The organism is Sphingomonas sp. P4_G3 (genome assembly GCF_056401105.1).
This window is the reverse complement of record NZ_JBFUJZ010000010.1, coordinates 47,986-62,164: the sequence shown is the minus strand read 5'-3', so window position 1 is coordinate 62,164 and position 14,179 is coordinate 47,986. Positions and strand designations below refer to the sequence as shown.

Sequence of the window (14,179 nt, the reverse complement as noted above, 5' to 3'; positions counted from 1 at the left end):
CGCACCAATGTCTGCTTTCCACTAATAGCGGACTCAGCCACCTGGTGCCGGATGCCCCAAATACGCCAGCCGCCTAACCTCGCGCCGCCCACGCACCACGGTGTCGAGGATTAGGCCCGCGAAGAAGCACAATGCCGCGAGGATGATCAGCCCGGTCGCCATAATCGCCGTCGGCAGACGCGGCACCAGGTGCGTATGATAGTACGTGATCGCCAGCGGGATGCCGAGCACCAGCGCCAGTAGCGCGAGCAGCCCGCCGATCGCGCCGAAGAACAGCAACGGCCGCTCGATCCGGTACAAAGTGACGATCGTGTTGAGGATGCGGAAGCCATCCGAATAGGTCGACAGTTTCGACGCCGATCCCTCGGGCCGCGCGAAATAGCGCGTCTCGACCTCGCCGACCGGCATGCGCAGTTCGAGCGCGTGGACGCTGATCTCGGTCTCGATCTCGAACCCGCCCGACAGCACCGGGAAACTCTTCACGAACCGTCGCGAGAATACGCGGTAACCCGATAGAATATCAGTGAAACTCCGGCCGAACAATTTGGCGAGCATGCCGGTCAGCAGCTTGTTGCCCATGACGTGGCCGCGGCGATAGGCGGCATCGTGCTGGGTCACCCGGCTGCCGACCACCATGTCGAGCTGCTCGTCGATCAGCCGGCGGACGAGCTGTGGTGCCGCCTCCGCATCATAGGTCGCATCGCCATCGGCCATCACATAGATGTCGGCATCGACATCGGCGAACATGCGGCGGACGACATTGCCCTTGCCCTGCATGCGCTCGGATCGCACGATGGCGCCAGCCGCGCGTGCGACCTCGATCGTGCGATCCTTGGAATTGTTGTCGTAGACGTAGATCGCCGCGCTTGGCAGCGCGGCGCGGAACCCCGCCACCGTCTGGGCGATCGCGGCGTCCTCATTATAGCAGGGCAGCAGGACTGCGATACGTGGTTCTGTCATCCCGGCCGGCGCCCCCAAAACCTTCTCCCCTTGTGGGAGAAGGATACGGAGACTTGCGAGCTTGCTCGCTAGTCGCAGTTGGATGAGGGGAAGCGAAGCGCCGCTTCGCGCGGTCGCGAGAGCGACCGCCTATCCCTCACCCAGCTTCGACTAAGGCCGGCTTCGCCGACCCAAGTCTGCGCAACCCTCTCCCACAAGGGGAGAGGGATAACAATGTCACTTCTTCGCCGGAGCCTTCTTCGCGGCCGGCTTCTTGGCGGGGGCTTCCTCGGCGGGTTCCGCCTTGGCGGCCGGAGCCTTCTTGGTCGCGGCCTTCTTGACCGGTTCCTCGGCCTTCAGCTCGTCGGCGGGCGCCTCGACCTTTTCATCGGTCTTGGACGGCGCCTTCTTGGTCGCCGCCTTCTTCACCGGCTCCTCGGCCTTGGCGGCATCAGCCTTGTCGGCCTTATCCGCCTTGGCGGCGGGAGCCTTCTTGGCCGCGGCCTTCTTCGCTTTGGGCTTGTGATTGTCGTGGTCGTGATGATGCGTGCCGGTCGCGAAACCGTCTTCCGACTCGATCGCTTCCTCGAGCTGGGCGCGAGTCACTTCGCGGTCGGTGACGTCCGCGGTCGAGAACAGGAAGTCGACGACCTTGTCCTCATAGAGCGGAGCGCGCAGCTGGGCGGCGGCCATCGGCTCGTTGCGGATATATTCGACGAAGCGCTGCTGGTCCTGCGGCGAATATTGCATCGCCGCCTGGCTGATCAGCCGGCTCATTTCCTGGTTGGTGACCTCGATGCCGTTGGCCTGGCCGATTTCCGACAGCAGCAGGCCGAGGCGCACGCGGCGTTCGGCGATCGCCTGGTAATCCTCCCGCTCGGCTTCCATCTCGGCCAGCGCCGCCTCGGGATCGGGCTCGTGCGTCGCTTCGTGCTTGAGCTGCTCCCAGATCTGGTCGAACTCGGCGGCGACCATCGACGGCGGCACCGGGAAATCATGGCCCGCAGCGAGCTGGTCGAGCAGCTTGCGCTTCATGTGGGTGCGGGTCAGGCCGTTGAGCTCCTGCTCGATCTGGCCCTTGAGCAAACCCTTGAGCTGCTCGAGATCGTTGAGGCCGAGCGACTTGGCCAGGCTGTCGTCGATCTTGGTCTCGCCCGCGGTCTTCACCGACTTGACGGTCAGGTCGAACGTCGCCGGCTGGCCCTTCAGCTCCTCGGCGGGATAATCGTCGGGGAACGTGACCTTGATGGTCTTCTCGTCGCCCGCCTTGACGCCGACGACCTGGTCCTCGAACCCGGGGATCAGCCGGCCGGAGCCGATCTCGACCGCCATGTCGGTGCCGGTGCCGCCTTCGAACGCGACGCCATTCTTGTCCTTGCCGACGAAATCGAGCGTGACGAGGTCGCCCTGCTTGGCCTTGTAGCTGTCCTTGGTGTCGTCCCAATTCTTCTGCTGCGCAGCGAACTTCTCGAGCTGCGCCTGAATCTCTTCCTCGCCGGCCGGGACGGTCAGGCGATCGAGCTTGATCGCGTCGATCGCGGGCGTGGGCACGTCGGGCAGGATTTCGAGTTCGACCTTGAGCTCGGCATCCTTGCCCTTCTCATAGTCGTTCTCGAGCTTGACCGAGGGCTGCATCGCGGGACGCAGTTTTTCCTTGCCGATCAGGGTCTGGATGCCTTCCTGGATCGCTGCGTTGAGCGCGTCCTGGGTCAGCGCCTCGCCGTGCATCTTGCGGACCAGATTGGCGGGTACCTTGCCGGGCCGGAAGCCGGGCATGCGGACCTGCGGGGCCACGCGCTTCACCTCGGCGTCGACCTTGGCGTCGATCTCCTTGGCGGTGATCGTCAGCGTGTAGGCGCGCTTGAGCCCYTCGTTCAACGTCTCGACAGTCTGCATTTCAGGCCTTCATCTTTCCGGAAAATCATTTGGTGGCCACCCCGCCCCAAAGGCGCGGGGACTGGTGCGGGCGAAGGGACTCGAACCCCCACATCTTGCGATACTGGAACCTAAATCCAGCGCGTCTACCAGTTCCGCCACGCCCGCCAGAGGACCGCCGGTCGGCGGCGTCTATAGCAACTGCGGCACCGGGAGCAACCCGCTTGGCAGCCAGAGGTATAACAAAGGCGTCAAAGGTTCCATTTGCGGGCGCCTATTAGCGCGATTGCAGCCACGCCGCTATCGTCAGAACCGTCACTGGCCGACGATCTCCCCGTCGCGCACGATTACGGACGCCTCTATAGCGAGCCGCTCGGCAACCGAAGGCGCTGCAGAGACGTTGATGGGACGAAAGGAAACCCATCATGGCCACCAATCCCCCGCCCGAGACGCCGCCTCCGGAAGCGCCTCCCGAACCTAGCCAGCCGGGCCAGCCCTCGACACCACCGCCCGAAGTCTCTCCGCCCACGCCCGATATAGACATCCCCTCCCCCGGTGAAATCACTCCTGGGCCAGCCGATCCGCAATAACAACGAACAAGTACAAAGCATAAGGATTGCGCCGTACCGATTCGGCGAATAAGGTCGCGCGTATCGGGGCATATACGCGTGGGGACGTGTTGTGGGGGGGAAATCGTTGCTGGCGGCCGCTCTGGCCGCCATTTTGCCGATGGCTGCGGTCAACGCACAGACCATTGGCATCAGTCAGGCCGTGGAAACGGCGACTACAGTTCCAATTCCATTCGTTCTTCCCGCCGGCACACCCATCGTGGTGGCGATGGCGGACGACCTGTCATCGACGGTCAACAAAGTCGGTGATCATTTCAAGGTGGTCGTCGCGTATGACGTCGTCGATCGCGGAATCGTGGTCATTCCGAAGGGCACGGCCGGCATCGGCGAGGTCACGTTTAGCAGCAAGAAGGGCGGGTTCGGCCGCGCCGGCTTGCTCGGCATAGCGCTCAGGACACTCGACCTGAACGGAAAATCGGTCGAACTTGACGGCCGGTACCGCGAAGAAGGCAAGGACAACGGTGGCGCGGCCGGCGCGGTGGTCTTCACCGCCGGCATCTTGGGCGCCGTGGTCACCGGCAAGAACAGCACCATTCCCAAAGGGCGCGAATTGAAGGCGCATACCGGCGAGGACATCAGCTATTCGAGCGCGGCCCGTGCCGTGGTGCCGACCGCTGCCGCACCCGCTCCAGCCGCCGCCAGCGCCCAGCCGGCCGCGCTCGCACCCAAGATTAATTGACCAAAAACAGGAGGGTCCATCCAATGAAACTATCTCTCTCGATCGCAGCCGCGGCTGCCATGACTGTTGCGCTGAGCGTATCGGCCGCCGCGCAGGATACGCCGGCTGCCGCTCCTGCCGCGGAACCGGGCTGCGAATTGCACGTCTTCCCGAGCCTCGAAGGCAAGGCGATGACTACGGGCTGGTTGTCCGGCTTCGGCATGATCGGCGCGATCGCCGACGCGGCGAAGAACAAGAACCGCAACATCAGCGAAGCCGAATATCTGAAGGAAGCGCTCGGGCCGCGGCTTCAGGTGCAGGCGCTCAAGGGCATCGACCTGCCCGCGCAGCTGAAGCTGCCGCCGTCGAAGATCGTTTATGAAACCGCGATTGCGGACCGCAACATCACCACCAAGGCCGCTACTCGCCTGAGCTCGTCGACCGCCCCTTGTTATGCCGAACTGATCGTCACGCAGAACTTCTACACGAAGAAGGCGATTTATGGCCGCTCGCTGAACAACCGCTTCATCTTCAAGGACTTCCGAACCGGCAAGGACAAAGCGGCGCTGGTCAAGGGCCGCGGCGGGAACGGCCTGTCGGCCTTCCCGCCCAAAACCACCGACGAGACCGAGGCGGCCGAAACCGATCTGCGTACGGCATTCTCGAAGAACTTCGTCGAATTCGCCAAGGGCGTCACGCCGGCAAAATAAACAACGTTCGCCCCGGGGTCGCCGCCGTTCGGACAGCGGCGGCGGCCAGCGGCTTTACAAGGGAGGCCCCGATTAAGAAGCTGATCGGCCTGTGCATCGCCGTAGCGCTGGTTTCGGCTGGCACTCCCGTCGCGGCCAAGAAGGACGCGGATGCCAAGGCGCCCCCGGCGCTGGCGGAAGCGGACCGCGCTGTCCCCGGCGGGCGTCTGGTTCTCTCGAACCTCTATCAGCGCGAGATCGAAACGAGCGTGTTCGTCGATCCGGTCGCTCGCTCCGCCTATGGTGGCACAGGATGGTACGGTGGCTGGGGATGGATCCGCGGCATCGAGAACAACAATCAAGACGTGATCGCCGCGCGACTAGTGACAGCGGCGGAGAGATATGCGGTGCCGGTGCGCGCGGCGCTGAGCGATTTCGACACCGATGCGCTGGCGCTGGCGACGACCAAGGCCGCGCTGGCGAAACCCGATTGGTTCCAGGCGCGCGACATCATCGGCAGCAGCGACGTCTTCGCGATCAGCAAGGCTGATTTCCTGGCGCAGAATACCGCCGCGCAGATCGCCTACGTCCGCTACCGTTACGACCTGTCGCCCGATTTCACTCAGATCCGCGTGCTGGCCATGTTGAGCATCGAGCGCCAGCAATTGGGCAAGGACGGCAAGCCCGCCGGCCAACCGGTCGCGATCTATCGCCAGAACATCATGAGCATCGCGCAAATGCGCGCGCCATCCTACGAGGCGCGTGACAATGCCAAAAGATGGGCCGCGGACAATGGCAAGCTGGCCAGGGCGGCGCTGACGACCGCGTTCGGCCAGTTCGAACGGCTGATTCCCCTCGCGCTCGGGTTCAGCCAGACCCAGATTACGGCCTTCGACGACAAGAAGAGCGCCAAGGCCTTCGCCGGCGGCTATTACGGGACGCTGATCGCGCGCGACGCGGATCAGCCCGACGCGGTGTTGATCTGGAAAACCGGGCTCGTCCACGTCCAGCCGGTAGGCTGATCCCGCCGATTATTTGATGCGCCGTGCGGTGAGCACCTTCACCGGCGCCGCGGGCACTTCCCCCTTGAACGACCCGCGCACCGTCGCGTTGGGATCGACCGGCGCGTCGAAAATCTTGAGCACCACGTCCATGCCATCGACCACGCGACCGAACGCGGCGTAGCCGAGGTTGGTCTTGGTCGCGTCGTCGGGCTTGGTCGGATCGGCATCGAACGACGGCTGGTCGCCAACGCTGATCGTGAAGTCGCCGCGCGCCGATCCCGGCGCCAGCCGAGCGGTCGAGAGCGTGCCGTTGAGATGTTTCAGCCCGGTGATCGTGGTCGGCTCGTGCTTGATCGGCGGTAGCGTCCGCTTGGGATCGCCATTGGTCCCGAACTGCACGAAGCCGAATTTATCGGCCACCTTGCAGGTGCGATAGAAAGTGATGCCGTCGAGCTTCTTCTGGTCGACATAGCGGAGGAAATTGGCGGCGGTGACGGGTGCTTTCACCGTCTCGACCTCGACCGTGAAGCTGCCGGCGGTGGTATCGATTCTGACCCGTGGCAGCGGCGCCATGGCGGGCACTGGCCCCGAGCCAGGATCAGGCTGGGGCGAGGTCTGCCCAAGCGCCGGAAACGTCACCAGCGCGACAAGGCCGAAAAACAACGATCGCCGCAAGATCATAACCAAATTCTCCGAGCTCTGTGCCTATTCGAATGCCGGCACCTCCACCCCTCGCTTCACGTCAATCACCTGACCGTCCGGGCCATAAGCCAGCACTCCCGGAATCGGTGCGAGCCGATTGATATAGAACGATCCATTGTTGGGATATGTACCGATCACGCGAAAATCGGCTGTGACGATGCCCGTCGGATCTACGCCAGGCATAATCGGCGAATCCGGTCGCACCGGTACCAACGTCGCGACGAGAAACAGATTGCTGCCGTAGATGCTGGCACCGAACCCGGACTCAGCGGCAAGTTCGGGCACCTTGGACTTACCGCTCGCCTGATCGGCCAGATATGTGCCGACATCGACAATACGGCCGGCGGGCGCGGAGAAACCGACCGTTCCAAGGCAATTGCAGACCGTCATGTAGTTGTTGTTGGTGATCCCGTAGAGCACGTAGTCACCCGGCGGCACCTCGACGAGGTAGAAGTCTCCCCCCTCGCCCGTCGCGCTCGGCTTTCCGTCGACATTCTGTACGTTCGGTGCGCGCGATTGTTCGGTCGTCCCGGCCGGCACCACACGCATCAGCACTGGTCGCGCCGATGGCTCGCCCGCGCCGCGGCGCGTGCGGAAGAGGATATAGGCGCGATCAGGTCTGATCGTGATCGGCTGCCCGGCTGGCAAGGTGACGAAAATACGCACCCGATCACCCGCGACCGCTGGCGCGGCTACGGACAACAGCACGACGACCAACCACAAGAAGTGTCGCAACATCATTTCGCCGGCACCGGCAGGTCGGGTCTGGGGCCGGAAGCGAGCTTGGCCAGGATCGCCACGTCGCGCGTCGGATCACGTCCGTCGAAGCTTTCCCACAGCTTCTTGGCCATCGGAAAGCGGGTATAGCCGCGCGTTTCCATGCACCTGCGCATCCGCGACACGCGATCGCGGCGGTCTAACATATCGTTGATCGCGCCGCCGATCACGTCAGCAATTGCGGCGCCGACCAGCCCAAATGACTGGTTTCCCGAAGACTTGGTTTTCCTGGCGACGCCCTGAAAGGACGAATAGCCCGGCAACGCCAACAACTGTACCTTCGGCAGGTATCCATGACAAAAAGCTACGTCGGCACGCGCTGTTTCGAACGAGACCCTATCCTTATGGAAAAAGTGATATTTCCACCCATTGGCGATGAGGTCATCGGCCGCTGCTCTATCTTTGGGCAAGCTGACATCAGGCACAGCAATTGTGGCGGGATCGATCTTGCCCTGCGCGATTACAGGCGATGAGATGACCGTCGCCATGATGATCGCCAGTGAACCAGCAAACCGCATAATACCCCCACAACCAAGCCCATCCTATGGCGCCGCAACCGACCGGGCAACCGTTCAGGCGGGTACTCAGCGATGATGCGCGACCGCATCCTATAGGCAGGCGACGCGGGACGGACCGTGATCTAGTCGCTCAGGAAAGCGCCTTCTTCAGCAACTCGTTGACCACGCCCGGATTGGCCTTGCCCTGCATCGCCTTCATCGTCTGGCCGACGAAGAAGCCGAACAGCGCCTCCTTGCCGCCGCGATACTGCTCGAGCTGATTCGGATTCTTCGCCAGCACGTCGGCGATCACCGCCTCGATCGCACCGGTGTCGCTGGTCTGCTTGAGCCCTCGTTCCTCCACGATCTTGCCCGGCGCGTCGCCGGTCTCGAGCATCACCTCGAACACCTGCTTGGCGAGCGTGCCCGACAGCGTGCCGTCGCCGATCAGCGCGAGCAGTTCGGCCGCTTGGCCGGGCGAGACCGGCGATTCGGTGATGTCCTTGCCCAGCCGATTGAGCGCGCCGAACAGTTCGGACGACACCCAGTTTGCCGCCGCGACGGGCTTGGCGCCCTGGTCGAGCAAGGTGTCGAACCAGCGCGCGATCTCGACCTCGGCGGTCAGCACGTTGGCCTGATAGGGCGTGATCCCCTGCCCCTCGTACCGCGCGCGCTTGGCGCCGGGCAGCTCGGGCAGGCTCGCGCGGCACGCTTCGAGGAACGCGTCGTCCAACTCGAGCGGCAGCAGATCGGGATCGGGGAAATAACGGTAATCGTGGGCGTCTTCCTTCGACCGCATCGACCGCGTCGTGCCGGTGTCGGGATTGAACAGCCGCGTTTCCTGGACGATCTTGCCGCCCGATTCGAGCACATCGACCTGACGCGACGCCTCATGCTCGATCGCCTGCATCACGAAGCGGATCGAGTTGACGTTCTTGGTCTCGGTGCGCGTGCCGAATTCGTCACCCGGTTTGCGCACCGAGACGTTGACGTCGGCGCGCATCGAGCCCTGATCCATATTGCCGTCGCACGATCCGACATAGCGCAGGATGGAGCGCAGCTTGGTCAGATAGGACCCGGCTTCGGCCGGCGAGCGCATGTCGGGCTTGCTGACGATTTCCATCAGCGCGACGCCCGAGCGGTTGAGGTCGACATACGACCGCGTCGGATGCTGGTCGTGCATCAGCTTGCCGGCATCCTGCTCGACATGGATACGCTCGACGCCGATCTTTTTGGTCGCCTCGGCCTCGCCTTCCAGCTCGATCTCGATCGCGCCCTCGCCAACTAGCGGATGGTAGAGCTGGCTGATCTGATAGCCCTGCGGCAGATCGGCGTAGAAATAATTCTTGCGGTCGAACCGCGACCATTTGTTGATCTTGGCATCGATCGCCATGCCGGTGCGCACCGCCTGGCGGATGCATTCGCGATTGGGCACGGGCAGCATGCCCGGCATCGCCGCGTCGACCAGCGACACTTGCGTATTGGGTTCGGCGCCGAATTCGGTCGCCGCGCCGGAGAATAATTTGGCCTGCGAGGTGACCTGCGCGTGGACCTCGAGCCCGATGATCACTTCCCAGTCGCCGGTGGCGCCATGGATGCGGTAGGTCGAGGGAGCGGCAGTGCTGAGCGGTTCGGTCATGCCGGCCGAATAGCCTTAGCGACACGCGGGCCGCAAGGCTCAGGACATCGGATAGACGTCCGAACTCCTGATCCAGCCCCTAACCGGCTTGCCGCCACCGAGGAAATCGACCTGGAGCCAACCCGGCCGCTGGGCGCGGATGCCGACGCCATCGCCTTTCACGACATAGCTTTTGCGCGGCACTGCGTTGGCCGGGCTATCGTATAAATGGGCGCGGGCGCTCTTGATCACGGCCACCGCCACCCAGGGATAGGCCGTCTGGAGGGTGAATTCCGCCGGCTGATCCTTGTCGGCGAAATGCTGGACGTTCCAGCAGCCACCATGCTCCGTCGCCAGCCGGACGCTGAGGCTCCCGTCACTTTCCCGGGACAGCGTTCCCATGACCACCTCTTCGGGAGTCTCCGGAAAGTAACTGCGGATCGCGCCGTTCACCTTGCCGGAAAAATAGAAGATGCAGTTGAATCGCCCATTGCCGGTCGACGATTGATAATAGCCGCGGACGATATGTGATGCCGGGTCGACGGCGATCAGCATGTCTCCCCCATAATTGCCGCTGGCGATATTGCTGTCGGTTACGGGACGCGAACTCGCGGGAGAGGCGGTGGCGACCGCCAGGAAAGCAATTCCGGCCAGCGTCCGCATCAGTCCGCCCATCGTACCCTCCCCTGTCTTCGCGGCTTTATCGCTACGCCGCGGCTTCCTGATCGAACAGCGAGAAGCCGCGCGGCAGGCGGCGTGGGCGCGGGCGCCCCTGGATCTGCCCGTCGATCGCTGCGATCGCGGCGATCAGGTCGGCCTGGCGATAGGGTTTGGCGAGGCAGCCGCGGGCAAAGGCGCGACCCCCTTCGGGGCATTCGCCGGTGACGAAGACCACCGCGACGCCGCGGGCATGTGCCGCCCGCGCAACCTCGATCCCGCTGCCATCGGCCAGGGTGATATCGACAAGAACGAGATGGACATCGACACCGGACGCCAGCACCGCGATCGCGTCGGCGATGCGGTCAACCGTGGCGACGACCTCGAATCCATGCTCGATCAGCGCATGCTCGTTCTCGAATGCGATCAACGGCTCGTCCTCGCAGACGAGGAGGCGCGTAATGACTCTTTTTCCGTGTCCGAACATCATGATCGTTCAACCCAGTCGCGCGCAGATCGTTTCGTCAGCGCGTCGTTACGTGTGCGTGGCTTAACGCCCGGCAACGGGTAGGGTGTAAATTTTCCCCCGCTCCCCAGCCATTCAGTATATTGGCGCGACCATGCCTCCCTCCAAGACTCCCGACGATCAGCGGATCGCAAAAATGTTGGCGCGTGCCGGAATCGCCTCGCGGCGCGAAGTCGAACGCATGATCGCCGAAGGCCGCATCGCGATCGACGGCGTCGTCGTCGAAACGCCCGCGACGCTCCTGACCTCGCTCGCCGGCGTCACCGTCGACGGCAATCCGGTGCGTGAGGCGGAAGCCGCGCGGCTGTTCCTCTATCACAAGCCCAAGGGCCTGCTGGTCACCGAACGCGATCCGGCAGGCCGCCCGACGATCTACGATCGCTTGCCCAAAGCACTGCCGCGGCTGGTCCCGGTCGGTCGGCTCGACCTCGCGACCGAGGGGCTGTTGCTGCTGACCACCGATGGCGGACTCAAGCGTCAGCTCGAACTGCCGGCGACCGGCGTCGAACGGGTCTATCGTGCCCGCGCTTATGGCACCGTCGCCCAGTCACAACTCGAGGATCTGATCCACGGCGTAGAGATCGAGGGCGTCCGCTACGGATCGATCGACGCTAATATGGAGCGACGCACGGGCGCCAACTTCTGGATCGAACTCAAGCTGACCGAGGGCAAGAACCGCGAGGTGCGGCGCGTGCTCGAATATCTCGGCCTGGAAGTCAGCCGGTTGATCCGCACGCGCTACGGCCCGTTCGTGCTCGGCGACCTGCCGATGGGGGCGATCGGCGAAGTCCGCGCGCACGATATCGATTCGTTCCGCAAGGATCCGACCCGACTCGATCTGCCGCAACCGGCACGCAAACAGGTCAGCGAACTTTCGAGCCCCTCGCCCGCAGCTGCATCACACGCCGCTCGGCCGAAACCAGCGGGCACTTCCCGCGCGCGCAACGAGCCAGAGCAGCGACGCTGGCAGACGGCAGCGCCTCGCGCCGCTCGCCCGGCATCTTCGGCGACGCACCAGCGACCGCAGCAAGACGCCCCGCATCGTTCGGAGCACGCGCGCGACGCGGCCGATCGGGCTCCGTTCAGGGGCCGCAGCACGCGCACTTCCTCGCCCGACGACGTGCCGCGGCCAGCGACGGGCAAACGCCCGCCCAAACCCAAAGCGGGCCCGCGCCAGCGCGCCGACGGAACGCTGGCGACCCGCTCGACCGGTGCGCGAAGCGATCGCTCGCGCAATTTTCGCAACGACCGCAGCGATCGTGACACGGCCGAACGGCCAGAGCGTCCAGGTCGTCCGACCCGCCCTGCTGGTGCGACTTCCTCGCGTGGCTCTGGGCGCCCATCGGCGCCGTCGCGTCCCTCCGGCCCAGCGGGCTCGCGCGGCCCTTCCGCCCCCCGCGGCGGAACGCGGCCGCCGCGAAAGCCGCGCTAGATGCGGATCATTGCCGGACAGTGGCGCGGCCGCCCGCTCGTCGCACCCAAGGGTGACGCGACTCGCCCGACCGCGGACCGCACGCGCGAAGCCTTGTTCTCGATGCTCACCAGCCGGCTCGGCAGTTTCGAGGACCTCGCCGTCGCCGATCTGTTCGCCGGTTCGGGCGCGTTGGGGCTCGAAGCTTTGTCGCGCGGTGCCGCCTCGTGCCTGTTCGTCGAGCAGGACAAGCCTGCGCTCGACGCGCTGCGCACCAATATCGCCAAGCTCGGTGCCAAGGCCGATGTCCGCGCGCAATCGGTCATGGCGCTCGGGCCAGCGCGTGCGCCGCTCGACCTGATCCTGATGGATCCGCCTTACGGCACTGGGGCCGGCATAGTGGCGCTCGACAAATTGGCGCGGCTCGGCTGGGTCGGCCCGGCGACCTGGATCAGCATCGAAACGGCGAAGAACGAAAAGCCGCTGGCGATGGCGCGACACGAAGCGGCCCCGGCCTTCGCCGGGGCGACGGCTAATTCCGATCGCTACTTCCGACAGGTCCTTCCGACGGCTATTTCCTACGCCGCCTTCTTCACCGGCTTCGGCACCGGGTTGGAGAAGTTCATCTCGTCGTCGACCGACCCGAACTTCAGCGCCATCAAATCGCGGACGTAATTCTGGTGGACCCGCCACGGCTTGCGGTCGCCCTGGCGCGGGAATTTGTCGATCGAGCGCTGGACATAGCCCGAGGTGAAATCGAGGAACGGCTCTTCCCCCACCGGCGCTGAAGGCTGCGGCGTCGCCTGGCGCAGCCCGCGCTTCCGCATCGTGTTGAGCAAGCGGCAGACATAGGCACAGGTCAGATCGGCCTTCAGCGTCCAGGACGCATTGGTATAGCCGAACGAGGACGCCATGTTCGGGATGCCCGAATACATCATGCCTTTGTAATTGATCGTCCGCGACAGATCCTTGGCCTCGCCGTCGACGGAGAATTGGACGTCGCTCAGCAATTGCAGTTCCAGCCCAGTCGCGGTGACGACAATGTCGGCGGGCAGCGTCTTGCCCGATTGGAGCAGGATTCCTTCCGGCACGAACCGCTCGATCGTATCGGTCACGACATCGGCCTTGCCCTCGCGGATCGCGCGGAACAGGTCGCCGTCGGGTACCAGGCAGAGGCGCTGATCCCACGGATTATAGCGCGGGGTGAAATGCGTCTCGATATCGTGGTCGGGCAATTCGGCGCGGACCATGTCGATGATCCGCTCCTTCGCCTTGGCCGGATATTTCCGCGCCTGATTGAAGAAGAACAGACCGAACAGCACGTTGCGCCAGCGCACCAACCCATAGGCCAATTTGCCGGGCAGCTTGGTGCGCAGCCAATTGGCCAGCTTATCCTCGGCCGGCCGCGCGACGATATAGGTCGGCGACCGCTGCAGCATGGTGATGCTTTCGGTCTGATCGGCCATGGCCGGAACGAGCGTCACCGCGGTCGCGCCCGAGCCGATCACCACCACGTTCTTGCCCGAATAATCGAGATCCTGCGGCCAGAATTGCGGATGGACGATGCGTCCCTTGAAATCCTCGACGCCGGCGAAATCGGGCGAATGGCCCTTGGCGTAATTGTAATAACCCGAGCACATGAAGAGGAAATTGCAGGTCAGCGTGACCGGCCCGTCGGCGGTTTCGGCTTCGACCGTCCAGCGCGCGTCCTCGGTCGACCAGGACGCCTTCTTGACGTGGTGATTGTAGCGGATGTGCTTGTCGATGCCGTATTGGGTCGCCGTTTCCTTGAGGTATTTCAGGATCGCGGGTCCGTCGGCGATCGCCTTGGCGTCGGTCCACGGTTTGAACGAATAGCCCAGCGTGTACATGTCCGAATCCGAGCGGATGCCCGGATAGCGAAACAGGTCCCAGGTCCCGCCCATCTGCGGCCGCCCCTCCAGGATCGCATAGCTGCGGTCCGGGCTCTGCGATTGCAGATAATAACCCGCACCCACGCCCGAAATGCCCGCCCCGACGACGAGGACGTCGAAATGCTCCATATGTCTCACCTCTCCGCCATACCGGATATTCGATTCCGTGCGGGTTGCAAAGAGGCTGTTTACATGGGTGTCAGTTAGAAGCGGCCGACGCACCTCAATCCGTCGTCACCCCGGCCTTGTGCCGGGGTCCACTTCTCCAAAACCGAGATGGGGTG

The 14,179-nt window shown here is 64.1% G+C and carries 13 protein-coding genes, 1 tRNA gene and 1 pseudogene; 5 read left to right on the top strand and 10 right to left on the bottom strand.

Going from position 1 to position 14,179, the window contains the following annotated elements:
- Positions 1 to 33: 33 nt before the first annotated feature.
- From AC1DQQ_RS19195 to AC1DQQ_RS19185, 3 genes are all read right to left on the bottom strand, one after another.
- Complete coding sequence (locus tag AC1DQQ_RS19195) at positions 34 to 960, bottom strand: glycosyltransferase family 2 protein (RefSeq protein ID WP_478046396.1); 927 nt, start codon at positions 958 to 960, stop codon at positions 34 to 36.
- A gap of 216 nt (positions 961 to 1,176) precedes the next feature.
- Positions 1,177 to 2,835 (bottom strand): trigger factor, encoded by a 1,659-nt coding sequence (gene tig, locus AC1DQQ_RS19190; RefSeq protein ID WP_478046395.1) that lies wholly within the window; start codon positions 2,833 to 2,835, stop codon positions 1,177 to 1,179.
- A gap of 62 nt (positions 2,836 to 2,897) precedes the next feature.
- Positions 2,898 to 2,982: transfer RNA gene (locus tag AC1DQQ_RS19185), tRNA-Leu, on the bottom strand.
- A gap of 528 nt (positions 2,983 to 3,510) precedes the next feature.
- Here AC1DQQ_RS19185 and AC1DQQ_RS19180 point away from each other — a divergent pair.
- From AC1DQQ_RS19180 to AC1DQQ_RS19170, 3 genes are all read left to right on the top strand, one after another.
- Positions 3,511 to 4,122: a hypothetical protein gene (locus AC1DQQ_RS19180; protein WP_478046394.1), complete on the top strand. Its 612-nt coding sequence runs from the start codon at positions 3,511 to 3,513 to the stop codon at positions 4,120 to 4,122.
- Positions 4,123 to 4,145: 23 nt separating this feature from the next.
- Positions 4,146 to 4,811: a hypothetical protein gene (locus AC1DQQ_RS19175; RefSeq protein WP_478046393.1), complete on the top strand. Its 666-nt coding sequence runs from the start codon at positions 4,146 to 4,148 to the stop codon at positions 4,809 to 4,811.
- A gap of 248 nt (positions 4,812 to 5,059) precedes the next feature.
- Entirely contained in the window at positions 5,060 to 5,812 is a 753-nt protein-coding gene (locus tag AC1DQQ_RS19170; RefSeq protein WP_478046392.1) for a hypothetical protein, read from the top strand.
- A gap of 9 nt (positions 5,813 to 5,821) precedes the next feature.
- Here AC1DQQ_RS19170 and AC1DQQ_RS19165 read toward each other — a convergent pair whose 3' ends face one another.
- The 6 genes from AC1DQQ_RS19165 to AC1DQQ_RS19140 all read right to left on the bottom strand — a co-directional run bounded on the left by AC1DQQ_RS19165 (position 5,822) and on the right by AC1DQQ_RS19140 (position 10,532).
- Entirely contained in the window at positions 5,822 to 6,475 is a 654-nt protein-coding gene (locus AC1DQQ_RS19165; protein ID WP_478046391.1) for a peptidylprolyl isomerase, read from the bottom strand.
- 24 nt (positions 6,476 to 6,499) lie between these two features.
- Positions 6,500 to 7,237 (bottom strand): hypothetical protein, encoded by a 738-nt coding sequence (locus AC1DQQ_RS19160; RefSeq protein WP_478046390.1) that lies wholly within the window; start codon positions 7,235 to 7,237, stop codon positions 6,500 to 6,502.
- Entirely contained in the window at positions 7,234 to 7,761 is a 528-nt protein-coding gene (locus AC1DQQ_RS19155; protein WP_478046389.1) for a hypothetical protein, read from the bottom strand. The genes AC1DQQ_RS19160 and AC1DQQ_RS19155 overlap by 4 nt, the downstream gene beginning before the upstream one ends.
- Before the next feature lie 160 nt (positions 7,762 to 7,921).
- Positions 7,922 to 9,409, bottom strand: a complete 1,488-nt coding sequence (gene gatB, locus AC1DQQ_RS19150; protein WP_478046387.1) for an Asp-tRNA(Asn)/Glu-tRNA(Gln) amidotransferase subunit GatB — start codon at positions 9,407 to 9,409, stop codon at positions 7,922 to 7,924.
- Positions 9,410 to 9,448: 39 nt separating this feature from the next.
- Entirely contained in the window at positions 9,449 to 10,063 is a 615-nt protein-coding gene (locus tag AC1DQQ_RS19145) for a hypothetical protein (RefSeq protein WP_478046386.1), read from the bottom strand.
- 31 nt (positions 10,064 to 10,094) lie between these two features.
- Positions 10,095 to 10,532, bottom strand: coding sequence for a response regulator (locus AC1DQQ_RS19140; RefSeq protein WP_478031825.1), 438 nt, complete (start codon positions 10,530 to 10,532; stop codon positions 10,095 to 10,097).
- Positions 10,533 to 10,707: 175 nt separating this feature from the next.
- On the opposite strand from AC1DQQ_RS19140, the gene AC1DQQ_RS19135 reads away from it, so the two are divergent.
- Positions 10,708 to 12,003 (top strand): pseudouridine synthase, encoded by a 1,296-nt coding sequence (locus tag AC1DQQ_RS19135; protein ID WP_478046385.1) that lies wholly within the window; start codon positions 10,708 to 10,710, stop codon positions 12,001 to 12,003.
- Positions 12,004 to 12,459, top strand: a pseudogene (gene rsmD / locus AC1DQQ_RS19130) (16S rRNA (guanine(966)-N(2))-methyltransferase RsmD); the annotation flags it as partial.
- A gap of 101 nt (positions 12,460 to 12,560) precedes the next feature.
- Here rsmD and AC1DQQ_RS19125 read toward each other — a convergent pair.
- A complete protein-coding gene (locus AC1DQQ_RS19125; RefSeq protein WP_478046384.1) occupies positions 12,561 to 14,024 on the bottom strand; it encodes a flavin-containing monooxygenase in 1,464 nt (487 codons plus the stop codon).
- Between the last annotated feature and the right edge of the window lie 155 nt (positions 14,025 to 14,179).